The 22,668-nt window shown below is 69.9% G+C and carries 25 protein-coding genes; 15 read left to right on the forward strand and 10 right to left on the reverse strand.

Annotated features, from left to right (window positions below):
* Window positions 1-5: 5 nt before the first annotated feature.
* Window positions 6-1,130, reverse strand: coding sequence for a GAF domain-containing protein (locus IE307_RS09050; RefSeq protein WP_191297390.1), 1,125 nt, complete (start codon window positions 1,128-1,130; stop codon window positions 6-8).
* Window positions 1,131-1,258: 128 nt separating this feature from the next.
* On the opposite strand from IE307_RS09050, the gene adh reads away from it, so the two are divergent.
* From adh to IE307_RS09080, 6 genes are all read left to right on the forward strand, one after another.
* Entirely contained in the window at window positions 1,259-2,782 is a 1,524-nt protein-coding gene (gene adh, locus IE307_RS09055) for an aldehyde dehydrogenase (RefSeq protein ID WP_191297391.1), read from the forward strand.
* The gene (locus IE307_RS09060; RefSeq protein ID WP_191297392.1) at window positions 2,782-3,132 is read left to right on the forward strand and encodes a DUF779 domain-containing protein; all 351 of its coding nucleotides are present in this window, start codon (window positions 2,782-2,784) and stop codon (window positions 3,130-3,132) included. The genes adh and IE307_RS09060 overlap by 1 nt, the downstream gene beginning before the upstream one ends.
* A gap of 11 nt (window positions 3,133-3,143) precedes the next feature.
* On the forward strand, window positions 3,144-3,998 hold the full coding sequence (locus IE307_RS09065) for a hypothetical protein (protein WP_191297393.1): 855 nt from the start codon (window positions 3,144-3,146) through the stop codon (window positions 3,996-3,998).
* The gene (locus IE307_RS09070; RefSeq protein ID WP_191297394.1) at window positions 3,995-4,846 is read left to right on the forward strand and encodes a hypothetical protein; all 852 of its coding nucleotides are present in this window, start codon (window positions 3,995-3,997) and stop codon (window positions 4,844-4,846) included. Before IE307_RS09065 ends, IE307_RS09070 begins: the two co-directional genes overlap by 4 nt.
* A 68-nt stretch (window positions 4,847-4,914) precedes the next feature.
* Window positions 4,915-6,186: an alpha/beta hydrolase family protein gene (locus IE307_RS09075; RefSeq protein ID WP_191297395.1), complete on the forward strand. Its 1,272-nt coding sequence runs from the start codon at window positions 4,915-4,917 to the stop codon at window positions 6,184-6,186.
* Window positions 6,187-6,225: 39 nt separating this feature from the next.
* A complete protein-coding gene (locus IE307_RS09080) occupies window positions 6,226-6,612 on the forward strand; it encodes an SgcJ/EcaC family oxidoreductase (RefSeq protein WP_191297396.1) in 387 nt (128 codons plus the stop codon).
* Here the strand turns inward: IE307_RS09080 and IE307_RS09085 are convergent.
* The 3 genes from IE307_RS09085 to IE307_RS09095 all read right to left on the reverse strand — a co-directional run bounded on the left by IE307_RS09085 (window position 6,609) and on the right by IE307_RS09095 (window position 10,088).
* Window positions 6,609-7,652: a chitinase gene (locus IE307_RS09085; protein ID WP_191297397.1), complete on the reverse strand. Its 1,044-nt coding sequence runs from the start codon at window positions 7,650-7,652 to the stop codon at window positions 6,609-6,611. The two genes, IE307_RS09080 and IE307_RS09085, sit on opposite strands and share 4 nt — an antisense overlap.
* A 550-nt stretch (window positions 7,653-8,202) precedes the next feature.
* A complete protein-coding gene (locus IE307_RS09090) occupies window positions 8,203-9,147 on the reverse strand; it encodes an SDR family NAD(P)-dependent oxidoreductase (RefSeq protein ID WP_191297398.1) in 945 nt (314 codons plus the stop codon).
* A complete protein-coding gene (locus tag IE307_RS09095; protein WP_191297399.1) occupies window positions 9,144-10,088 on the reverse strand; it encodes an SDR family NAD(P)-dependent oxidoreductase in 945 nt (314 codons plus the stop codon). Before IE307_RS09095 ends, IE307_RS09090 begins: the two co-directional genes overlap by 4 nt.
* Window positions 10,089-10,201: 113 nt before the next feature.
* On the opposite strand from IE307_RS09095, the gene IE307_RS09100 reads away from it, so the two are divergent.
* A complete protein-coding gene (locus IE307_RS09100; RefSeq protein ID WP_229904544.1) occupies window positions 10,202-10,753 on the forward strand; it encodes a TetR/AcrR family transcriptional regulator in 552 nt (183 codons plus the stop codon).
* Here the strand turns inward: IE307_RS09100 and IE307_RS09105 are convergent.
* A complete protein-coding gene (locus tag IE307_RS09105) occupies window positions 10,689-11,159 on the reverse strand; it encodes a GbsR/MarR family transcriptional regulator (RefSeq protein WP_229904545.1) in 471 nt (156 codons plus the stop codon). The two genes, IE307_RS09100 and IE307_RS09105, sit on opposite strands and share 65 nt — an antisense overlap.
* Before the next feature lie 65 nt (window positions 11,160-11,224).
* On the opposite strand from IE307_RS09105, the gene IE307_RS09110 reads away from it, so the two are divergent.
* The 3 genes from IE307_RS09110 to IE307_RS09120 are packed head-to-tail and all read left to right on the forward strand — an operon-like array spanning window position 11,225 to window position 14,387.
* A complete protein-coding gene (locus IE307_RS09110) occupies window positions 11,225-11,743 on the forward strand; it encodes an NAD(P)-binding protein (protein WP_191297401.1) in 519 nt (172 codons plus the stop codon).
* 11 nt (window positions 11,744-11,754) lie between these two features.
* The gene (locus tag IE307_RS09115; RefSeq protein WP_191297402.1) at window positions 11,755-13,269 is read left to right on the forward strand and encodes an alkaline phosphatase D family protein; all 1,515 of its coding nucleotides are present in this window, start codon (window positions 11,755-11,757) and stop codon (window positions 13,267-13,269) included.
* Entirely contained in the window at window positions 13,266-14,387 is a 1,122-nt protein-coding gene (locus IE307_RS09120; protein WP_229904546.1) for a hypothetical protein, read from the forward strand. The genes IE307_RS09115 and IE307_RS09120 overlap by 4 nt, the downstream gene beginning before the upstream one ends.
* A gap of 41 nt (window positions 14,388-14,428) precedes the next feature.
* On the opposite strand, the gene IE307_RS09125 is transcribed toward IE307_RS09120, so the two are convergent.
* Entirely contained in the window at window positions 14,429-15,463 is a 1,035-nt protein-coding gene (locus IE307_RS09125) for an aldo/keto reductase (protein ID WP_191297622.1), read from the reverse strand.
* A 269-nt stretch (window positions 15,464-15,732) separates the two neighbouring features.
* On the opposite strand from IE307_RS09125, the gene IE307_RS09130 reads away from it, so the two are divergent.
* Both IE307_RS09130 and IE307_RS09135 read left to right on the forward strand, forming a co-directional pair.
* Window positions 15,733-16,122 (forward strand): MerR family transcriptional regulator, encoded by a 390-nt coding sequence (locus IE307_RS09130; protein ID WP_191297403.1) that lies wholly within the window; start codon window positions 15,733-15,735, stop codon window positions 16,120-16,122.
* A 10-nt stretch (window positions 16,123-16,132) separates the two neighbouring features.
* On the forward strand, window positions 16,133-16,801 hold the full coding sequence (locus tag IE307_RS09135; protein ID WP_191297404.1) for an MOSC domain-containing protein: 669 nt from the start codon (window positions 16,133-16,135) through the stop codon (window positions 16,799-16,801).
* On the opposite strand, the gene IE307_RS09140 is transcribed toward IE307_RS09135, so the two are convergent.
* From IE307_RS09140 to IE307_RS09150, 3 genes are all read right to left on the reverse strand, one after another.
* A complete protein-coding gene (locus IE307_RS09140) occupies window positions 16,798-17,202 on the reverse strand; it encodes a protein-tyrosine phosphatase family protein (RefSeq protein WP_229904547.1) in 405 nt (134 codons plus the stop codon). The genes IE307_RS09135 and IE307_RS09140 overlap by 4 nt on opposite strands.
* A gap of 111 nt (window positions 17,203-17,313) precedes the next feature.
* Window positions 17,314-17,799 (reverse strand): hypothetical protein, encoded by a 486-nt coding sequence (locus tag IE307_RS09145; RefSeq protein WP_191297405.1) that lies wholly within the window; start codon window positions 17,797-17,799, stop codon window positions 17,314-17,316.
* Window positions 17,796-18,212 carry a VOC family protein gene (locus IE307_RS09150; RefSeq protein ID WP_191297624.1) on the reverse strand — a complete coding sequence of 139 codons (417 nt, stop codon included), beginning with the start codon at window positions 18,210-18,212 and terminating at the stop codon, window positions 17,796-17,798. The genes IE307_RS09145 and IE307_RS09150 overlap by 4 nt, the downstream gene beginning before the upstream one ends.
* A 103-nt stretch (window positions 18,213-18,315) precedes the next feature.
* Here IE307_RS09150 and IE307_RS09155 point away from each other — a divergent pair, with 103 nt between their 5' ends.
* On the forward strand, window positions 18,316-19,281 hold the full coding sequence (locus tag IE307_RS09155) for a helix-turn-helix transcriptional regulator (RefSeq protein ID WP_191297406.1): 966 nt from the start codon (window positions 18,316-18,318) through the stop codon (window positions 19,279-19,281).
* On the opposite strand, the gene IE307_RS09160 is transcribed toward IE307_RS09155, so the two are convergent.
* A complete protein-coding gene (locus IE307_RS09160; protein ID WP_191297407.1) occupies window positions 19,235-19,894 on the reverse strand; it encodes a Clp protease N-terminal domain-containing protein in 660 nt (219 codons plus the stop codon). The two genes, IE307_RS09155 and IE307_RS09160, sit on opposite strands and share 47 nt — an antisense overlap.
* A gap of 93 nt (window positions 19,895-19,987) precedes the next feature.
* Here IE307_RS09160 and IE307_RS09165 point away from each other — a divergent pair, with 93 nt between their 5' ends.
* Both IE307_RS09165 and IE307_RS09170 read left to right on the forward strand, forming a co-directional pair.
* Window positions 19,988-21,793, forward strand: a complete 1,806-nt coding sequence (locus tag IE307_RS09165) for a serine/threonine protein kinase (RefSeq protein ID WP_229904548.1) — start codon at window positions 19,988-19,990, stop codon at window positions 21,791-21,793.
* Window positions 21,794-21,800: 7 nt separating this feature from the next.
* Window positions 21,801-22,538: an SDR family NAD(P)-dependent oxidoreductase gene (locus tag IE307_RS09170; RefSeq protein WP_191297408.1), complete on the forward strand. Its 738-nt coding sequence runs from the start codon at window positions 21,801-21,803 to the stop codon at window positions 22,536-22,538.
* Window positions 22,539-22,668 lie beyond the last annotated feature (130 nt).

Below are 22,668 nucleotides of genomic sequence, written 5' to 3' on the forward strand. Positions count from 1 at the left end.
AAAGCCTATTCCAGCGCCCTTCGCAGGCGCGAGGAGACGAGAGCGTGACGAGGGTCCGCGGCCGGGAGCAGCACCTGCAGGCGTTCGAGCACCTCGGCGTCGTCCCCGCTGTCCGCGAACGACAGCAGCGCGTCGAGATCTCCCCGCTCCAGCACGCCCTTGCGGACCGCGGCGGCGAGGTCGACCCGCTCCTCGCGGATCACCGGGGCGTCCGACCGGGGCAGCAGATCACCGCTGTAGTGCCGGGTGGCCCCGCCCGCGTCGCCGGACCGCAGTGCCGTGCGCACGTCCAGGAAGTCGCCGCGCACCACCGCGTCCAGCCTGTAAGGCCTCGTCAACAGGACAGCACCGAGCTGCGCGCGCAGCCTGTGCAGCTCCGCGCGGACCGTGGTCGGGTTCCCGCGTTCACCATAGAGCAACAACGCGAGCTGCTCGGCCGTCAGACCCTTGGGGTGCAGGGCGAGCGCCGTCAGCACCTCCGCGTTGCGCAACGTGAGCGACAGCGGCCGGCCGTCGAGGCCGGCCTGCAGTCCGCCGAGGAAGTTCAGCGTCAGGACGTGCTGCCGCGGCGCGAACCGCTGCAGGTGGTGCGTGGCGAGCTGGGCGGCGGCGGACACGAGCTGCGCGACCGCCGGGTGCATCGTCTTCAACGGCCCGCTGACGTCGACGACCCCCAGCAGCACCCCCGTGTGGGGGTCGTGGATCGGGCTCGCCGCGCACGTCCAGCCGTGGTAGGTGCGCACGAGGTGCTCGCGGGAGTGGACGGTGACGGGCCTGCCGGTCACCAGGGCCGTGCCCATCGCGTTCGTGCCGATGACGTCCTCGCTCCAGCGCGACCCCTCGGTGAGGTGGACGCGTTCGGCCTTGTGCCGGATCTGGCGGTCGCCCTCGCACCAGAGGATGTGGCCGCGGGCGTCGGTGACGATCATGATCGTGTCGTCCATCGACAGCGTGTGCGTGAGCAGCGGCACGGTGGCCGCCAGCGGGTGGGCGTCCCGCAGGTCCGCGACCTCGTCGCGCTCGTAGACGACCGGCGCCTCGTGCCTGTCCGGGTCGACGCGCGCGGCAAGGGAGCGCCGCCACGACTCGAAGATCACCGGACGCGCGGCACCCAGCTCGACGGGGTCCATCGGTCCAGGATGCAGTCCGCACCACCGCAGCGGCAACCCTGCGAGTACTCCGATCGGATGCAACGTGGGTGAAACGTTGCCGGACCTACGTTCGCCGCCTGTTCGCAACGACGCGGGAGGCAAGCCCCATGGCGAAGTACGCGGCTCCAGGACAGCCGGACAGCGTGGTCACGTTCCGCGACCGGTACGACCACTTCATCGGAGGCGAGTACGTGCCGCCCGCCAAGGGCCAGTACTTCGCCAACCCGACCCCGGTGACCGGTGAGGACTTCACCGAGATCGCCCGCGGCACCGCCGAGGACGTCGAACGAGCGCTGGACGCGGCCCACGGCGCCGCCCGCGCGTGGGGCAAGACCTCGGTCGCCGAGCGCGCGAACGTGCTGAACAAGATCGCCGACCGCATGGAGGCGAACCTCGAGAAGCTCGCGATCGCGGAGACGTGGGACAACGGCAAGGCGGTCCGCGAGACGCTCGCCGCCGACCTGCCGCTCGCGATCGACCACTTCCGCTACTTCGCGGGCGTGATCCGCGCCCAGGAGGGCGGCATCTCGCAGATCGACGAGGACCTGGTCGCCTACCACTTCCAGGAGCCGCTGGGCGTCGTCGGCCAGATCATCCCGTGGAACTTCCCGCTGCTCATGGCCACGTGGAAGCTCGCCCCGGCGCTCGCGGCGGGCAACGCCGTGGTGCTCAAGCCCGCCGAGCAGACCCCGGCGTCGATCCACGTCTTCATGGAGCTGATCGCCGACCTGCTGCCGCCCGGCGTGCTGAACGTCGTCAACGGCTTCGGCGTCGAGGCGGGCAAGCCCCTCGCGTCCTCGCGCCGCGTGGCGAAGGTGGCGTTCACCGGCGAGACGACCACCGGCCGGTTGATCATGCAGTACGCCAGCGAGAACATCATCCCGGTGACCCTGGAGCTCGGCGGCAAGTCGCCGAACGTGTTCTTCAACGACGTGGCCGCGCAGCGGGACGCCTTCTACGACAAGGCTCTCGAGGGCTTCACGATGTTCGCGCTGAACCAGGGCGAGGTCTGCACCTGCCCGTCGCGGGCGCTGGTGCAGAGCGAGATCTACGACCAGTTCATGACCGACGCCGTCGAACGGACCCGCGCCATCAAGCAGGGCCACCCGCTCGACACCGAGACGATGATCGGCGCGCAGGCGTCCAACGACCAGCTCGAGAAGATCCTGTCCTACATCGACATCGGCAAGCAGGAGGGCGCCCGCGTCCTGACCGGCGGCGAGCGCGCGGACCTCGGCGGCGAGCTGTCGGGCGGCTACTACGTGACGCCGACGGTGTTCGAGGGCGACAACAAAATGCGGATCTTCCAGGAGGAGATCTTCGGCCCGGTCGTCTCCGTGGCCCGGTTCAACGACTACGACGACGCCATGAAGACCGCCAACGACACCCTGTACGGCCTCGGCGCGGGCGTGTGGTCGCGCGACGGCTCCGTCGCCTACCGCGCCGGCCGCGACATCCAGGCGGGCCGCGTGTGGGTGAACAACTACCACGCCTACCCGGCGCACGCGGCGTTCGGCGGCTACAAGCAGTCCGGCATCGGCCGCGAGAACCACCGCATGATGCTCGACCACTACCAGCAGACCAAGAACCTGCTCGTCAGCTACTCGCAGAACGCCCAGGGCTTCTTCTGATGCCCCGCGTCGCACTGACCCCCGAGGCCGCGGACGTCCTCCGCGGCCTCAGGGCTGACCACGGCGACCTGATGTTCCACCAGTCCGGCGGCTGCTGCGACGGCTCGGCCCCCATGTGCTACCCCCTCGGAGAGTTCCGCACGGGCGCGTCCGACGTGCACCTGGGCGACCTGGCCGTGGACTCGTTCGTCGTGCCGGTGTGGATGTCCGCGTCTCAGTTCGAATACTGGAGCCACACGCACCTCACGATCGACGTCGTGCCCGGTCGTGGGAGCGGTTTCTCGCTGGAGGCACCACTGGGAGTGCGCTTTCTGGTGCGCTCTCGACTGTTGCAGGACGGAGAGCTCTAACATCTCTGCGCATGACCGTCCAATGCGGATGCTGCGGAGCCGAGATCACGTCTACGGACCGCATCGACTACCGGTTGAACCGACCGGAGCAACTGCTCGGCGTACCCGGCGAGAGACTGGGTGCGCCGACAGGCGGGTTGCTCGTCGGTCCGGACGGCGACTCCTACATCCGTTGTCTGCTCCCGGTTCGGCTGACCGGCGGAACCGAGATCGTGTTCGGCGCGTGGACGCAGATCTCCAAGGTCGACGCCATGTACGCCCACGCCGTGTGGGACAACGACGAGCAGTACGCGAACCTGCGGATCTCCGGCAGGTTCGCGAACGTCATCAAGCCGTGGGACGTGCTCGGGGTGGCCGTGGAGGCGACGGTGCTCAACACCGACGAGCTGCCGTACTTCACCTCGCACCCGTTGCTGGAGCGGGAATGGGACCGCGACGAGGTGCTGTGCCGCATCCGGCACCCGTTGCCGATCCCCGTCCGCGAGACCCTCGGCGAGGTCTGGTCCGTCGAACGCACCGAGGGCATGCGCTGCACGGTCGACGGCCGCACCGTCAGGTTCACGAGCCCCGACCGCCGGGTGGAGCTCGACGTCTACGCCGACCTCACCGGCGGCAGCGTGAGCGACTTCCTGGGCGCGGTCCTCGACGGCTTCCCGGCGAGCGCCGAGCACTCCGTCTCGCACGACGGCCCCGAGCTGCGGCACGTGTTCTGGCTCAGCGAGGTGATCGACGGCCACGAGGAGCAGGTGTTCCACGGACACGTCGTCCGTCCCGGCACGATGATCTCCGTGCGCTGCGTGCACCGCTACCCGGCGGACCGCTCGTGGGCGCAGCACGTGCTCAACAGCGTCCGGTTCACCGGGTGACGGCCTGCGACTGCTGCGGTGGCGAGATCGACGACTCCGGGGCCGTCGACCTCGACCTGGGACTACCTCCCGGAGTGCGGAACCCGGTCCTGGAGGCCGGCGGCAACGTCCTGCTGACCGCCGACGCCTCCTACGTCCGGTGCGTGCTGCCCGTCGAGCTGACCTGCGACCTGGAACTGTGGTTCGGCGCCTGGATGCGGGTCGCTCCGGAGGCCGCCCGGCACGCGGCCGAGGTGTGGGACGGCCCCGGCTACGCCTCGCTGCGGTTCACCGGCACGTTCGCGCACGACATCAAGCCGTGGGACGGCCTGCGCGGCACCGAGGTCGTCGCCGAGGTCCGCGAGCCCGACGGCCTGCCCGAGTACGTCGAGCATCCGTTGCTCGGCACGGTGTGGGACCGCGACGAGGTGCTCAGCGGGTACCTGATCGAACTGCCGATCTCGATCCGGCAGAAGCTGCCCGGCACGTGGAGCATCGAACGCACCGCGGGCCTCACCCCGTACGTGCTCGAGGAGGGCCTGCGGTTCGCCGGCCCCGGCCGCGCGGTGTTCGTGGACGTCCGCCGCGCCATGGGCACGCCCGCGGACAAGTTCCTCGAGATGGCGCTGGAGGGCGCACCGACCGTGCCCGCGGACCAGCAGTTCGTCGTCCGCGAGGGCGTTGAGCTGCGGCACGCGTTGTGGCTCACGACCAGTTCGGACGGTGAGACGCGGCACGAGTTCCACGGCCACGTCGCGCGGTTCGGCGAGATGCTCGTCGTGACGTGCGTGCACGACGACCCAGCCGACCACGCGTGGGCGCGCCACGTGCTGAACAGCGCGCGCTTCCGCCGCGTGACGCGCTCGTAACGTCAGGTAAATCCCAAGTTTGTGCGAGTGAACTGGACCACTTCTCGAGCCGGACTCACGATTCCGCCATGAACGTCCTGCTGGCATTCGCACTCACCGCGAGTCTCACGTCTCCGGTGCACCTGCCCCCGACCGCGCCGTGCCCGGAGAACGTCCCCGCCGGCACCACCTGCTACGAGGGCCGGGACGCCAACGGCGCGTATTACACGATCGCCGTGCCGAAGAAGTGGAACAAGACTCTGGTCGTGCACTCGCACGGCGGGCCCGACCTCGGCGACCCCACGCCGGAGCGCACGCGCGACGACCTGAACCGGTGGTCCGTCATGGTCAAGGAGGGCTATGCGTGGGCGGGCACCTCCTACCGGCGTGGCGGGTACGGCACGCGGATGGCGGCCGAGGACACCGACAACCTGCGCAGGATGGTCAGCGCGATGCTCAAGCCGCGCAAGGTCTTCATCCACGGCCAGTCGTGGGGCGGCAACGTCGCGGCCAAGACCATCGAGCTGTACAAGGGGTATGACGCGGCGCTGCTCACGAGCGGCGTGATGGCGGGCGGTTCGCGCGGCTACGACTACCGCGTCGACCTGCGCGTGGTCTACCAGTACTACTGCGGCAACCACCCCCGGCCGTCCGAGGTGCAGTACCCGCTGTGGCAGGGCCTGCGCGCCGACTCCACCATGACGACCGCCGGACTGCGCGGCCGCATCGAGGAATGTCTTGGCACCGCAGGAAACCGCACGCCTTCGCAACAGCAGAAGCTCACGGACATCCTCACCGTCACGAAGATCCCCGAGGAGACCCTGAACTCGCACCTGAACTTCGCGACGTTCACGTTCCGGGACATCGTCCACAACCGGCTGGGCGACAAGAACCCGTTCAGCAACACCGGTGTCGTGTACAAGGGCTCGCACGACGACGCCGCTTTGAACGCCGGCGTCGCCCGCTTCGCCGCCGACCCCCAGGCCCGCGCCCAACTCGCCTACGACAGCGACCTGACCGGCAAGATCGACATCCCGGTGCTGTCGGTGCACGCGATCGGCGACCCCACCGCGTTCGTCGAGCACGAGTCGGCCTACCGGGACGTCGTGACCAAGGCCGGGCGCGCGTACAACCTCGTGCAGACCTTCACGACCGAGGCCACGCACAGCGCGTTCAGCGACTCCGAGTACGCCGCGGCCATGCAGTCGTTGGAGGCCTGGGAGAAGTGGGGCCTGCGCTCCAATCCGTTCCTCGTCGCGGCGGCCTGCCCCAGCCACGACAAGAAGTACGGCACCGGCTGCTACTTCAATCCGTGGTACCGACCGGCTTCCTACGAGTCCCGGGTCCCACCCCGCAAGTGACTTGACCTCCAGTTCGGTCGAGGTACGACGATCTTCGACATGACCGACATCGCTGACATCGAAGAGCTCGTCGCCACCGTCCAGCACTCACAGCAGAACGAACTCGCCGAGGAGTTCATCTCACTGTTCCGCGCCGACGCCATCTGGACTACCGCACACGGCAAACGACTCACCGGCCGCGACGAGATCGCCTCCTTCACCCGCCAGGTCCTGCCCGGCGCGGCGAAGGAGGCGACCGCCACGTACGAGGTGGCCGACGTCCTGTTCATCAGGCCCGACGTGGCGGCCGTGAAGATCCGCCAGCGCCCGGTCCGCCCCGACGGCACCTTGATCACCGACCAGAACGAGGGCTCACCGCTCTACGTCCTGTCCAAAGAGGACGACGGCTGGCGCATCGCCGCCGGCCAGAACACCATCGTGCTCTAACGCCCCTGCAACGACTTCACCTTGTCACCGAACGTCCAGCCCTTCGAGCCGTCCCAGTTGATCGACCAGGTCATCAACCCCTTGAGCTGGCCGCCGAAACTGTTCCACGCCTGCCCCACGAGGGTCGGGTTCATGTAACCGCCGCCGGCCCCCGGCTGCGCGGGCAGCCCGGGAACCTGCTTGTCGTAGGGCACCTTGATCGTGGTGCCCTGCACGACCAGCCCCTTGTCCAGGCACTGCGTCTGCGCCACGAACCCCTGCACCGTCCCGGCCTGGTAGCTGTCACCGGCGCAGCCGTACATCGACCCGTTGTAGTACTGCATGTTCAGCCACCACAACCGACCGTTGTCCGCGTACTTCTTGATGATCGGCAAGTACGCACCCCAGATCGAGCCGTACACGACACTGCCACCCGTCACGTACGCGGTCTCCGGCGCCATCGTGAGCCCGAACCCCGCCGGCATCGCCGCCAGCACGCCGTCGATGATGCGGATCAGATTGGCCTGCGACGCCGACAACTGCGCGATGTTTCCACTCCCCACCAGCCCGGTCTCGATGTCGATGTCGATCCCGTCGAAGTTGTACTTCTTCAGGATCGGTACCACGGTCGCGACGAACCGGTTCGCCACCGCCGCCGAACTCAGGTCGATCCCCGCCGCCGCACCCCCGATCGACAACAGGATCGTGGCCCCGTTCGCCTTGGCAGCACACATCTCAGCGGGCGTCGCGACCTTCACCCCGGCATCCATGCCGTCCTCCCACAGCACCGTGCCGTCCGACCGGATCACGGGAAACGCCGCGTTGATGACGTTGTAGCCGTGCTGCTTGATGCGGCCGTCGGTGATCGGCGTCCAGCCGAACGGCGGGTGCACCCCGTTCGACGCGCCGTCCCAGTTCTCCCAGTACCCGTGCAGGACCTTGCCCGCCGGGCGGGGTTTCAGCGCGCAGGTGTCGGCGGCTTGGGCGGTGTGTGGGACGAGGAGGGTGCTCAGGAGCAGAAGCAGGGCTGTCAGTGCCCTTGGGAACGTGCGGGCAGACATTCGCTCACCTTTCGCTTACAGGCGGCGACCCACAGTCATTGAAGCACGAAATGGTCCAGACCTCTAGGCGGTGGGGCGACAGGCGAGAACGAGGAATGCGGCGCGGAGGCGAAGGCGGGGAAGAGGAGCGAGTGCCCGAAAGGCCAGACCGGCCAGGGCTGCGTCAGTTGGGACCGGGGCTGGGGTCGAGACTGAAGTTGAACCCGGGACCGGGGTTGGGTTCGGAGGCACGTTGGAGCCGTGTCAGGTCGGGACCCAGATCGAGATCGAAGCTGGAGGCGCCGACGCAGAACGCGTCCGAGGCGCGGAACTGCGGCGCATGCCCGAACGCGCGGAACGCGAGTCAGAAAATGATCGCGAGCGAAGCGTGCGCCGCACCCGCGGCGCGTGGACGCGTCGCGGGTGCGCTGGTGACTAACGCATCGCGACGGTGTGGCCGTGGGGCACGCATTGCCGCCACGGCCACACCGTCCGTTGAGCCCACCGCGCCGACGCCGGAAGGCGCGTCGCCGGCGCCTTCCTGCGGGACCCGCTGTCCTGGCCTGGAGGGTCAGGCTGCTTTGAGGGACCAGAGGGTTTCCTCGGAGGCCTTCCACAGGTGAGCCGCCGACTCCGGGGATTGGGCGTAGGGGGCTACGCCGCGGAGGTGGGTGCCGGCGGGGGCTGGGGGTGCCTCGTTGCAGTCTTCGAAGTACTTGCCGGAGAGGCCGGCCAGCTGCGGTGAGGTGGCTAGGAGGAGGGTGGTGGCGGCGCCTTGTTCCGGGGTTTTCACGCGGCGGGTGGCGGTGGCGCCGCTTTGGCGGATGCGGTCTTGTAGTTCTTGTGTGGTCAGGTGGCGTTGGAGGTTGGTGGCGATGCTGCCGGGCATGAGGGCGTTCATGGTGATGCCCTCGGAGGACCAGCGGCGGCCGGCTTCCACGCCGAAGAGGATGTTGGCTGTTTTGGATTGGCCGTAGGCCTGCCAGCGGTCGTAGGCGCGGTGGGCGTAGTGGATGTCGTCGAAGACGACGTCGCTCATGAGGTGTGCGGAGGAGCTGACGTTCACGACTCGGGCGCCTTCGGCTCGCAGCGAGTTGAAGAGGCCGAGGGTGAGGGCGAAGTGGCCCAGGTGGTTCGTGGCGAACTGGAGTTCCCAGCCCTCCGGGGTGCGGGTGAACGGGGTGGCCATGACGCCCGCGTTGTTGATCAGCAGGTGCAGTGGGCCGTCCCAGTTGCGGGCGAAGGCCCTCACCGACGGCTGGGAGGCGAGGTCGAGGTGGGCCACCGAGATCCGCTTGTTGCCGGTGGACCTGGTCAGTGATGCCGCCACGCGCTGGGCGGCGTCGATGTCGCGGGCCGCGATGGTGACCTCGGCGCCCGCGGCGGCCAGCGCCCGGACGGTCTCGACGCCGATGCCGGAGGCGCCGCCGGTGACGACGGCGCGGCGACCCTTGAGGTCGACGCCCTCGACCACGTCGAGAGCCGTTGTGTCGAAGCCGAATCCTGTGGTGATCATGCCTGCACCTTCAGCGTTTCCTCGGAGACCTTCCACAGCTGGGCGGCGGCCTCGGGGTCGGCCGCGTGGGCGGCCAGGCCGTTGGACATGCCCTCGGCGTGCGGGAGTGCCTCCTCGCAGTCTTCGAAGTAGAGGCCCGAACGGCCCTCCACCAAGGGGGACACGGCGAGCACCAGCGTGGTGGCCGCGCCCTGTTCCGGGGTCTTGAGCCGCAACGGGCTCGAGCCGCTGCGCAGGCGGCGCCGCTCCGCCAGCTCCTCCGGGGTGATGTGGCGCTGCAGCGCCGTCAGGATGCCGCCCGGCATCAGCGCGTTCATCGTGACGCCCTCGCCGGACCAGCGGCGGCCCGCCTCCACGCCGAACAGTACGTTCGCCGTCTTCGACTGGCCGTACGCCTGCCAGCGGTCGTACTCGCGGCGCTCGAAGTGGATGTCGTCGAACACCACGGGGCTCGCCAGGTGGCCGGCGGAGCTGACGTTGACGACGCGGGCGCCCTCGGCGCGCAGCGCGGCGAACAGGCCCAGCGTCAGCGTGAAGTGGCCGAAGTGGTTCGTGGCGAACTGGAGCTCCCAGCCCTCCGCCGTGCGCGTCAGCGGGGCGGCCATGACACCCGCGTTGTTGATCAGCAGGTGCAGCGGCCCGTCCCACGCGGCGGTGAAGGCCTTGACCGACTCCTGCGAGGTCAGCTCCAGCGGAGCGACCGAGATCCTGTCGTTGCCGGTCGACGCGGACACCTCGGCGGCGACCCTGCGGCCCGCCTCGACGTCGCGCGCCGCGATGGTGACCTCGGCGCCCGCGGCGGCCAGCGCCCGCACGGTCTCGACGCCGATGCCCGACGCCCCACCGGTGACCACGGCGCGACGGCCGGACAGGTCGACGCCCTCGACGACCTCGAGAGCCGTGCTCTCGAACCCGAACGGGGTGGTGATGCGCTCGCTCATCTGATTTCCCCAACCTCTGTCGTACACTGAAACGGAGGTGCCTCCGGTTCGGGTTCCACCGTAAGCGGAGGAGCCTCCGGTTGGCAAGTGACGTACCCCATAGGAGTGATGAAGTGCGTGCAGACGCGGTCCGGAACCGAGGGCTGCTGATCGAGGTGGCGCTCGACGCGTTCACCCACGAGAAGGACGTGACGCTCGGCGCCATCGCCAAGAAGGCGGGCGTCGGGATCGGCACGCTGTACCGCCACTTCCCCACCCGCGAGGCGTTGATCGAGGCCGTCTACCGCACGGAGCTGGAGAAGCTCTGCGACGCGGCGCCCGAACTGCTGAAGACCCACGAGCCCGAGGCGGCGCTGCGGGAGTGGATGGACCGCTTCATCGCCTACGCCGCCACGAAACGCGACCTCAAGGACGCGTTGCAGGCCGTGATCGCGATGGGCCTGAACCCGTTCGAGCACAGCCGCGCGAAGATGACCGAGGCCGTCCAGAGCCTGCTCACCCCGCTCAACGCGCGCACGGAGCCCATGGACCTGATGGCACTGCTGATCGGCGTCGCGCAGAACGGCGACCCGGATCAGGCCAGGCGGATGCTCGACCTGATCATGAACGGGGTCCTCCACGACGCTGCCGCTCGAAGCGCTCCACCAGCATCGGCGCCTCGTTGAGCAGGAACGTGTAGAAGTCCCGCATGTACTCGAGCCGGTCGTGTGCACGGCCGGGCCCGACCGCGTCGACGCCCTTCTCCACGGCGCGCAGCACGTCGTCGACCACGGAGTGCTGCCGCGAGTAGAGCGTCGTCCAGGCGTTGGCGCGCATCCGGAAGTGCTCGCGCCGGCTGCCCGCGACGTGGATCCGCTCGATCAGGCCCATCTGCGCGACCATCTTGACCGCGCCGGACACCGATCCCGCGCTCACACCCAGTTCGTCGGCAAGATCGCCCGCGGTCAGCGTGTCCTTCTCGGCGAACAGGAACGCCGCGAGCGCCCGCGCCCCCATCCGCTGCATCCCGGCGCCGACCAGCGTGAGCGCCAGGTGCTCGGCGGCTTCCCTGCGCTCTGTCTCGCCCGTCACAGTCACCCTGTCTTCAGAAATTTCTGAACGTTCGCTAGCCTCAATCCTAGGGGAAGGGGCTGGTCATGGCCACAGCACTCGTCGTGGGAGCCGGCGTCTCCGGCCTCGCCACCGCGCTCAGACTCACCCGCAGCACGTGGGACGTCGTGGTGCTCGACAACGGCGCCCACCACGACCCGGTCGTGATCACCGGCCCCGACCGCCACGCCGCCCGGCGGCTCGCCGCACTGCCCCACGACCTGCACCACGAGACCCGCCGCAGCAGGGTCACCGCGCTGCGGCCCGACCGGTTCGGCGTCACTGTCGCTTTCAACGACCACGACGACGAGTGGTTCGACGTCGTCGTGTGCGCCCAGCCCTGCTGCGAGGCCGAGCGATTACCCGGTCTGCGCCTCGAAACCTGGTCCCGCGACCACGTCGCCCTGCTCTACCGCGCCGTCCGCGACACCGGCCTCCCGCTCAGCGCCGCGGAGCTGCTCGCCGACGCGTTCGACATCCACACCGACGACCGCGCCGCTTTCGCTTGGTGGGAGACCACTTTGAAGCCACACTCAATTAGGCGGGCCTTTACCCGCGTCCGGTAACTGTGCGTCTCATGACCACGTTACGGAGACGTACCTTCATCGTGGGCGGCCTCGCGGGAGCGAGCGCCGGAGTGCTCCTCCCCGCACTGGCCAACGCGATCGGCTACCCCTTCACCCTGGGTGTCGCGTCCGGCGAACCAGCAGCCGACGGGTTCGTGATCTGGACCCGCCTCGCCCCCAACCCCCTCAACGCCGACGGTCTCGGCGGCATGCCGAACACCAGCACCGCCGTCGAATGGCAGGTCTCCACCGACGAGCGCTTCACGAACGTCGCCCGCACCGGCACGTTCACCGCCACCCAGGCGAGCGCCCACTCCGTGCACGTCACGCTCACCGGCCTGGAGCCGGGACGCGAGTACTGGTACCGCTTCCGCACCGGCGGTCACATCTCCCCCGTCGGCCGCGCCCTCACCGCACCGGCCGTCGGCACCCAGCCCGAGCTCACCATGCTCTTCGCCTCGTGCGCGCACTACGAGGAGGGCTACTTCACGGCCTACCGCCGGATGGCCGACGAGCACCCCGACCTGATCCTGCACCTCGGCGACTACATCTACGAGGGCGCCGCGACCACCACGAAGATCCGCAAGTTCGCCCCGGCGACCGAGATCAGCACGCTCGCGAACTACCGCGTCCGCCACGCCCAGTACAAGGCCGACCCTGACCTGCAGGCCGCGCACGCCGTCGCGCCCTGGCTCGTCGTCTGGGACGACCACGAGGTCGAGAACAACTACGCGAACCTCGTCCGCAACGACAGCAGCCCGGCCGGTGACTTCACGGCCCGCCGCGCCGCCGCCTACAAGGCCTACTACGAGCACATGCCGCTCAGGAGCGCCCAGGCGCCGACAGCCCAGAACATGCTGCTGCACCGCAGGGTCCGCTGGGGCAGCCTCGCCACGTTCCACATGCTCGACACCCGCCAGTACCGCAACGACCAGGCGTGCGGTGACGGCACCAAGGTCTGCCCCGCCGCCGACGACCCCGCGCGCACGCTCACCGGCACGTCGCAGGAGACGTGGCTGGTCGACGGCCTGCGGCAGAAGCTCGGCACGTGGGACTTCCTCGGCCAGCAGGTGTTCTTCGCGCAACGGCTCGCCGCCGCGGACGGGTCCAAGAGCATGGACGCGTGGGACGGCTACACCGCCAACCGCACGCGCATCCAGAACGCCTGGGACACCAACGGCAACAAGGGAACCGTGGTGCTCACCGGCGACGTGCACCGCAGCTGGGGCGCGAACCTCATGCAGAACTACGGAACGCAGAACCGGATCATCGGCACCGAACTCGTCACCACGTCGATCACCTCCGGCGGTGACGGCAACGCGGCCGACAACAGCCTCAACCCGACGCTGAACCCGCACGTGAAGTACTTCAAGAACCTGCGCGGCTACGTGAAGACCCGCACGACGCAAACGCAGATGAACGTCGACTTCCGCGCCGTCGACAAGGTCACCGTGCGCGACTACCCGGTCAAGACCGTCGGCAGCTACGTCGTCGAGGCCGCGAACCCCGGATTGCAGGCGCCGTGAAGACACTGCTGATCGCGAGCCTCCTGCTGGCACCCGCCCCGATGACGTGGTCCACGGTCAACAGCGACTCGACCGGCGACCAGGACAACGCGTCCGTCTCGGCCTCCCGCAACGGGTACACGGCCGTCGTGTGGGAGGACGACCGCGACACCACCGCACCCGAGGACCCGATCCACTCCGACGTCTGGATCCGCCTCTACAAGGAGGGAACCCCGGTCTACGAGAAGAAGCTGTCCACCGGCGGCACCGGCACCTGGCGCCACTGGCAGCCCGACGTCTCGGTGCGGGAGGACGGCAGCGCCGTCGTCGTGTGGTCGGAGGACCCGGACGGCAACGGCTACTACAACATCGCGGTCCGCGCGGTCAGCGCGACCGGGACCGTGTCGGGCTCCGGCACGGCCAACGCCAACTCGGACGGCCAGCAGTACTTCCCGAGCGTGGCGGCGGATCCGGACTCCGGCGGCTTCGCGGTCACGTGGGAGGACAAGCAGGGCACCAACCCGCCCACCGCGCGGGTGAGCATGTTCGCGTCCATCAGCTCCAAGTCCTACGAGGCGCAGGTCAACAACGCCGGCGGCACCCACGCCAAGCCCCAGGTCGCGATGGGCGCGGCGGGCAACGCGGTCGTGGTGTGGGAGGCGGACGCGAACGTCGCCCGCAAGATCGTCACCCCGGCCGGTGGCGTGAAGCAGGCGCAGACCACGACGGGGCAGGGAAAACGCCCCGCCGTGGCGGCCAACTTCAACGGCGACTTCGCGATCGCCTGGGAGCAGTCGGGCGTCCGCGTCCAGTCGTTCACCGCGGCCGGGACCTCACGGGGTGCCGTGGCGGCGACGACCGGCGCCGACCCGCAGATCGGCATCGACGACCAGCTCGGCGTCGCGGTGACCACGGCGGAGGCGCAGGACGTCCACACCAGCGCCTACAACCCCGACGGCACCACCACGGGCCGTCCCGAACGGCAGCTCACGGTCTCGAACGCCACCGGCAGGCAGGACGAGCCCGCCGTGGGAGTCGACCCGTGGGGCCGCGTCACCGTCGTCTACACCGACGACAACGACGGCAACGGGTTCGACCAGATCTACCTCGGCACCGGCCTGACCACGCAGCAGTGGTGAGGTGGCGTTGTGGCTCCGACCGTCCGGGCTGAGCCACACCGCTAACGCTGGTCGAGCGGCCTGCGTCGCTGGTGGACCTCCAGCAGCGCCGCGGGCTTCCAGCCACCGGACACGTCGTAGGTGTCGGTGCCGGGCGGCACGATCTCGTCGACGCGGTCCAGCACGTCGTCGGTCAACACCAGGGAAGCGCCCTCCAGCAACGACTCCAGCTGCTCCATCGTGCGCGGCCCGGTGATCGCCGAGGTCACCGCCGGATGCGTCGTCGCGAACGCGATCGCCAGCGCGGGCAGCGACACCCCCATCTCGTCGGCGAGCTTCGCGAACTGCTCCACGGCCTCGAACTTCGCCGCGTTGCCCGGCAACGACTCGTCGAACCGGTCCGGGGTCAGCGTCGCCCGGAACGCCTCGGCCGAGGCCCCCGCCCGGTGCTTGCCCGACAGGAACCCGCTGGCCAGCGGACTCCACACCAGCACGCCCATCCCGAGGCGCTGCGCCGTGGGCAGCACCGACCGTTCGATCCCCCGCGCCAGCAACGAGTACGGCGGCTGCTCGGTCCGGAACCGCATCAGCCCGCGGGTCAACGACACGTGGTAGGCCTCGACGATCTCCTCCGCCGGGAACGTCGAACACCCGAACGCGCGGATCTTCCCCTCCCGCACCAGATCCGTGAGCACGGACAGCGTCTCCTCGACGTCGGTCCGGTAGTCCGGCCGGTGCACCTGGTAGACGTCGATCCAGTCGGTGCCGAGCCGCCGCAGGCTGTCCTCGACGGCCCGCACGACGTACCGCCGCGAGTTGCCGCTGCGGTTTCGCCCTTCGCTCAACGGGAAGTGCACCTTCGTGGCCAGCACGACGTCGTCGCGACGACCCTTCAAAGCCTTGCCGACGATCTCCTCCGAGTCGCCCGCCGAGTACATGTCGGCGGTGTCGACGAAGTTGATGCCCGCGTCCAGGGCGCGGTGGATGATCCGCACGCCCTCTTCGTGGTCGTTGTTGGCGACGGAGCCGAACATCATGGCGCCGAGGCAGTGGTGGCTGACCTCGATGCCGGTTCCCCCGAGTACGCGATAGCGCATGTTCATGCGGCAGAACCTACGAAGTAGAGCCGACTCTAGGTCAAGAACGTTCTCCGGCCTCGTGGTCATCACCGCCAGCGCCGCGGGTGCCTGGTACCACACGCGTTTCCACGCCTGCACCGGCCGCGTGACGACGAGAAGGGCCGCGACAAGCCCCCGGCCGAACCGCACGGCGTGGTGGACGAGGCCGTGCGCGTTGCAGGACGCCCACCTGCGCCATCGGGTCGAGATCCAGGTCGAGGCGGGAGCGGGCACCTATGCTCGGGCACATGGGTCTGAGCATCGGACAGGTCGCGGAACGCACCGGGCTGAGCGTTCACGCGCTGCGGTTCTACGAGAAGGAGGGCATCCTCGCGCACCAGGTCCACAGAGGACCGGGCGGCCGCCGCGTGTACACGGAACAGGACCTCGCCTGGCTGCGGATGTGCATCATGCTGCGCATGTCCGGGATGCCCGTGCCGGAGATCCGCCGCTACACCGACCTGGTCCGCCAGGGCGACGGCAACGAGCCGCAGCGCCTGGACATCCTGAAGGAGCACCAGGAACGCGTCCGCCAGCAGATGGCGCAGTTGCAGGAGTGCATGGACCTGATCACGCACAAGGTGAGCATGTACGAGGACTACGTCAATTCGATCGACGCCCGCGCCGTCGCCCAATAGCCTCGGGCGCATGCCTGTCGTGCTCTCGCTGAACGTCGCCCAGCGGGCGGTCCCCGCCGACCACACCCGTGCGGGCTCCACCGGCATCGACAAGCGGCCGGTGGACGGGCCGCTGCGGATCAGCCCGGTGGGGCCCAAGGGTTCGGCGGGCAGCGGGGTCGCGGGTGACTCGATCGCCGACCTGACCGTGCACGGGGGCGAGTACCAGGCCGTGTACGGCTACGCCCGCGAGGACCTCGACTGGTGGCAGTCCGAGCTGGACGTCCCCCTGCACAACGGCCAGTTCGGCGAGAACCTGACCACGCAGGGCATCGACCACACGAACGCCCTCGTCGGCGAGCACTGGCGGATCGGCACGGCGCTGCTGGAGGTCACCGGGCCGCGCATCCCGTGCCGCACGTTCGCCGAGTTCCTCGGGCAACGCGGCTGGGTCAAGCGGTTCACGCGGCAGGCCCGGCCGGGCGCCTACTTCCGCGTGCTCGAAGCCGGCCTGGCCGGACCCGGTGACGAGATCACCGTCGTGCACCGGCCCGCCCACGACGTCACGGTCGAGCTCTTCTTCCGCGCCGTCACCACGGAGGCCGCGTTGCTGCCCCGGTTGCTCGCGGCCGGCGACTCGGTGCCGCCGGAGGTCGTCGACTTGGTGCACAAGCGCACCGTGGTCGAGCTCGACTCCTAACCGGGGAAGTTCCGCACCCAGCGCTTCTGCCACGGCGTCTCGACGGCGCGGCGGTGGTAGTTCGCGCGCGTCCACGCCACGGCGTCAGCCGCCGGAACGCCCGCCAGCACGGCCAGGCACGAGATCACGGTCCCGGTCCGGCCGATGCCACCGCTGCACGCCACCTCCACCTTCTCGCCGGACAGCGCTCGGGCGTGCAGCGAGCGGATCAGCGCGATCGCTGCGTCGTGGTCACGCGGCAGCCGGAAGTCCGGCCAGTCGATCCAGTCGTGCGGCCACGGCACGTCAACCGGCCGGGGCTGCAGGTACACCCCGTAGTCGGGTTGTGGTTCCACGAGCTTGCCGTCGCGCAGGCCACGCCCCGTGACGACGGCTCCGTCGGGCAGTTCGATCGTCTTCACAAGCTCCCCCAAAACCAGGCGGACGGCACGTTCCCGTCTCGAACCAGGACCAGAAGATCAGCCTACGACCGCCGCACACCCGCACGACCCGCAGTGTTCAACGGAGAGAGTTCAGCGGACGGCGCCCTCGGGCCACAGCACCGTGACCGGAACGCCCCTCGACCGCGCGTATGCCACGACGTCCGCCGTCCCACCGGGTCCGCGCCCGGGCAGCCCGTCCCAGACGGCGAGCAGCGCGTCGGACTCGTCGACCATCCGCTTGCCCGCCTCCATGTAGGCGTGCGGGTCCGGCGTGACGAACGGCAGTCGCACGACCCTGCCCGCCCGTGCGAGCAGGGTGTCGTAGACGGGCCGGTAGTCCTCGGGCAACGTCTCGCGGTACTCGGAGGCCGGCAGCACCGCGACGAGCGACCCTCCCGCGTCCAGCACGGCCTGCGCGAAGACCGCGTCGGCGCCGTCGGCCAGGCACGACACCCCCGCCACGGGACCGTCCGCCGCCCGACCGTCCGACACGGCGGCGCGGATCATCCGGTCGACCTCCGCCTCCACCTCGGCGGTGAGCCCGCGGTGGCCGGTGATGGCGAGCCTCGTCGTCATCCCGGCAGGATAGGCGGGCGGTTCTGCTCCGCGACGGCCATGTAGTGGACGTTGGTCATGACGCCGAGGATGTTGCCGAACGGGTCGACCACCGACGCCGTCACGAACCCCTCGCCGCGCACCCGCGGTTCGTCGTGGGTCTTGGCGCCCAGCTCCAGCAGCCTCGCCAGCGTCGCCTCGAGGTCGTCCACGGCCCAGTACAGGATCTGCCCGGCCGGTCCGTCGGACGGCGTCACCTCGAACCGGCGCTGCACGAGGCCCAGTTCGGCCTGGTAGTCGCCGAGGCGGAACTCGACGTACGCGAGCACGCCGTCCGGGGTGCTCCGCTCGAAGTACGCCTCGACCCCGAGGAACCGCGCGTACCAGGCACGGGCCTCGGTCAGGTCGTCGGCGAAGTAGGACACGGTCGACATTCCTCGCAACACGGCTGCCTCCAGAAATTTTTTGGTCGGTGTCGTTTCAGCTTCGGCCGTAAAGTGCTCATCCAGTGAGCACTTTCAGCGGAAACCTGGAGACATGCGCGCAGACCGTCTCGTCGCCACCTTGCTGCTGATGCAGGCACGTGGCCGGGTGACCGCGAAAGAACTGGCCGCGGAGCTCGAGGTCTCCAACGCCACCGCCCGCCGCGACCTCGAAGCGCTGTCCGCCGCGGGGGTGCCCGTGTACCCCCAGCCCGGCAGGGGCGGCGGCTGGTCGCTCGTGGGCGGCGCCCGCACCGACCTCAGCGGACTCACCTCGGCCGAGGCCCAGGCGTTGTTCCTGATCGCGGGACCGGCGGCGTCCGTCGCACCGGAGATCAAGTCCGCGCTGCGCAAGCTCGTGCGGGCGCTGCCGCAGACCTTCCGCGCCGGTGCGGAGGCGGCCGCGGACGCGACGATCGTCGACACGGCCGGGTGGGGCGAGGACACCAGGGACAGGCCCGCACTGGTGGCACAGCTGCAGAGAGCCGTGGTCGAGCAGGTGCGGGTCCGGCTGACCTACCAGAAGCGCGGCGAGGCGCCGAAAGGCCGCGAGGTCGACCCGTGGGGACTCGTGGACAAGGACGGCACCTGGTACTTCATCGCCGGCACCTCCGACGGGCAGCGCACGTTCCGGCTGGACCGCGTCCTCGGCGTCTCCCTCACCGGCGCCCCGGCCTCCCGGCCCGCGGACTTCGAACTGGCGGGAGCGTGGGACCAGGTCGTCACGGCCGTCGAGGCGAAGCGGTCGGAGACGTCGGCGACCGTGCTCGTGCCCACCAGGTTCTTGGAGGTCTTCCAGCACCAGCACGGACGCCACTGCACCGTCGTCGGAGAGCAGGGCGAGCACACGAGGGTGGAGCTGACGGCGCCGCGGCCGCTCGACATCGCCCGCAACGTCGCCGGATGGGGCGGCCTCGTCACCGTCGAGTCGCCGGAGGTGCAGGACCACCTGGCGCGCATCGGCGCGGAGCTCGTCAGCCGATACCCGCGTGCTGCTCCAGCCGCGCCAGCCGAGTCATGATCATTTCGAGGACCTTCGCCGCGTCCGGGGCGGCCTCCTGCTGCTTCTGGAGGTGGATGATGCCCGCGAGCGCCGTCTGGACCGCGCGGCGCGCGCCCTTGATCTCCACGCCCAGCTCGCGCAGCGTCTCGCCGCCCGCGCCGTTCGGTTCGGCGACGACGCCGAGCAGCAGGTGCTCGCAGCCGACGTAGTTGTGCCCCAGGGCGATGGCCTCCACGACGGCGAGCTCCAGCGCGGCGGCCCCGTCGTCAGCGAACTGCCTGCCGCCGTCGGACGGGGCGAACGAAGGCAGTTTTCCCGGGTCGACGTCGAGCGCGCGCAGCACGTCCAGCGCCAGGTTGCCGCCCTCCGCGACGATCCCGGCCAGCAGGTGCGCGGTGCCGAGCCCAGTGCCATGGGAGACCTCCGCGGCGATCCGCAGCGCCTTCCACGCGCGATCGGTCACCTGCGAGAAGTTGTCGCGTTCGAGGTCCTGCACGGTGAGCGCCCTGATCGCGGCGATCCGTTTGACCGAGCCTTCGAGCGCTCTCTGGCAGATCGCCGAGACGGGAATGTTCATGTCCTTCACGGAGTCCGCGAGCTCGTCGGGCAGGTACACGTTGATTTTCGGCATAACCCCATGTGTACCCCCAAGCGGGGTTACAGTCAACGACGAACGCGGCAACCGTCACACTTGTGAGTGACGAGAGGGGACGGGAGCACCCGCGTGGAGGAGAGCAGCAGGCTGATCGGAAGCCGCTACCAGTTGAAGCAGAAGGTCGGCCAAGGGGCGATGGGAGTCGTCTGGCAGGCCTACGACGAGCAGCTGCACCGCGTGGTCGCCGCCAAGGAGCTGCTCGCGCTCGACGGCCTCGACGACGCCAGGGTGGACCGCGCGAAGGCGAGGGCCATGCGCGAGGCCCGGCTCGCCGCCCGCCTGGAGCACCCCAACGCCATCCGCGTCTACGACGTGGTGGAGGAGGACGGCCGCCCCTGGCTGATCATGGAGTACCTCCCCTCCCGCAGCCTCGCCGCCGTGATCACCGAACAGGGCACGCTGCCTCCCCGCGAGGTCGCCCGCATCGGGTGCTACACCGCCGCCGCGCTGGCCGCCGCGCACCGCCACGGCATCCAGCACCGCGACGTGAAGCCCGGCAACGTCCTGATCGGCGACCAGGAAGTCAAGATCACCGACTTCGGCATCTCCCGCGCCACCGACGACGGCACCGCCACCGCGACCGGCACCGTCGGCACGCCCGCCTTCTTCTCCCCCGAGGTCGCTCGCGGCGAGGACGCCGGGCTGCCCTCCGACGTCTTCTCGCTCGGCGCCACGCTCTACAACGCCGTCGAGGGCGGTCCGCCGTTCGGCACCGCGGACAACCACCTCGCGATGCTGCACCGCGTCGCCGGCGGTTCGATCATGCCCCCGGCCAACGCCGGCCCCCTGCTGTCCCCCGTGCTGTTCCGGCTGCTCGCGACCGATCCCGAGCGCCGTCCGAGCATGGAGGAGGCCGTCCACCTCTTGGCCTCCGTCGTGAACGAGACGCCTCAGGCCGCCGCCGCGACCGTGGTCATCCCGTCGACCGTGAAGCTCCCGGTCGAGGCCCAGCCGGAGGAGAAGGCGAAGAAGGACGCTGCCGCCGCCGCGGCGGGACTGGTCGCCGGCGCCGCCGCCGTGGAGGCGGCCGGTCTGACCGCTCCGCCCGCGAAGCCCGTGGCAGAGCCGGAAGCCGCGCCCGAGCCGACCCCGGAACCGGTCGTGGAGCCCGCCCCGGAGCAGAAGGCACCAGAGGCCGCACCGCCCGCGGTCCCCGAGCAGGAGACTCCGGCACCGGCCACGGTTCCCGAGCAGAAGGCGGCCGAACCCGCCGTCCGCCCGACCGTCGTGGCTCCCGCGCAGGCTCCTGCACCCCCTGTCGCCACCCCACCCGCACCCCCGGCGGAACCCGACGAGAACCGCCGGAAGTTCCCGTGGGTCCCCATCGCGATCGTGCTGCTCGTGATCGCCGTGGGCGTCGGCTCGTTCCTGTTGTGGCCCAAGGGCGACAAGCAGAACGCCCAGACGCCGCCCGGCGGCCAGACCGGCTCCAGCTCCGCGTCGAACCAGCCGACGACGAGCGAGAACCAGCCGCCCGCGTCGGCGCCGGCGAGCAGCCAGACCCAGCCCCCGGTGAACTCCGAGACGAACCCGCCCGCGAGCACCCCCAGCGACACCCCGCAGCCCCCCGCCGGTCCGAAGAACGCGACGGAGGCGATCACCGCCTACTACGCGCTCATCCCCGGCGACCTGCAGACCGGCTGGTCCCTGCTCACCGACCAGTTCAAGGCCGGGCGAGGGCTGACCTACGACGGCTACCAGACGTTCTGGCGCGGTTACACCTCGGTGCAGCTGTCGAACTTCGTGCCGCAGGGCGACAACGCCGTGACCGTGACGCTGCAGTACATGCAGGGGTCGAACGTCGCCATGACCGAGACGCCCACGTTCACGTTCGTGCAGCAGAACGGGAAGTGGCTGATCAACAGTCAGGGATGATCGACGCATGACTCGACGCGCACTCGTCACCGGAGCCTCCCGCGGCATCGGCGCCGCCATCGCCCACGCCCTCGCGGAGGGCGGCCACCAGGTCGCCGTCCACTACCGCTCCGGCGCGGACGAGGCACGAGAGGTGGCGGAACGCCTCCCCGGTGACGGGCACGTCACGGTCCAGGGTGACCTCGGCGCGAACCAGGCCGAACAGGTCGTCGGCGAGACCGTCGAGAAGCTCGGCGGTCTCGACGTCCTGGTGAACAACGCGGGCATCTACTTCCACCACCCGATCGCCACGACCGGGTTCGACGAGTGGCAGCAGGCCTGGCGCCGCACCATCGAGCTCAACCTGTTCGGCCCGGCTGACCTCGCCTGGCACGCGGTCCGGCACATGACCGGGGGCGGCCGCATCGTCAACGTCGGCTCGCGGGGCGCCTTCCGGGGTGAGCCGGACGCCCCCGCGTACGGCGCGGCCAAGGCGGGCCTGCACGCGATGACCCAGTCGCTCGCGCAGTCCCTGGCGCCGCAGGGCATCGCCGTCGCGGGCGTCGCGCCGGGGTTCGTGCGGACCGAGATGGTCACCGATCTGCTCGCCGGACCGGCCGGTGGCGCGATCAGGGCGCAGAGCCCGTTCGGGCGCGTGGCGGAGCCGGAGGAGGTCGCCGCGGCGGTCGCCTGGCTGGCCTCGGAGCACGCCACGTGGGCCAGCGGCACGATCATGGATGTGAACGGGGCCTCCTACCTGCGGTGATGTTCCCGCAGGTAGACCGGAACCAGTTCCGGTACCCAGTCGATCTTCCCGCAACCGGTCTAGACCACTAACGTCCGCCGTGGGCGCTCGACGAAGTGGAAGGCCTCCCCCTGCAATGCGTTCATTCCGC

This window comes from Lentzea cavernae (genome assembly GCF_014653695.1).
Taxonomy (GTDB): Bacteria; Actinomycetota; Actinomycetes; order Mycobacteriales; family Pseudonocardiaceae; genus Lentzea; species Lentzea cavernae.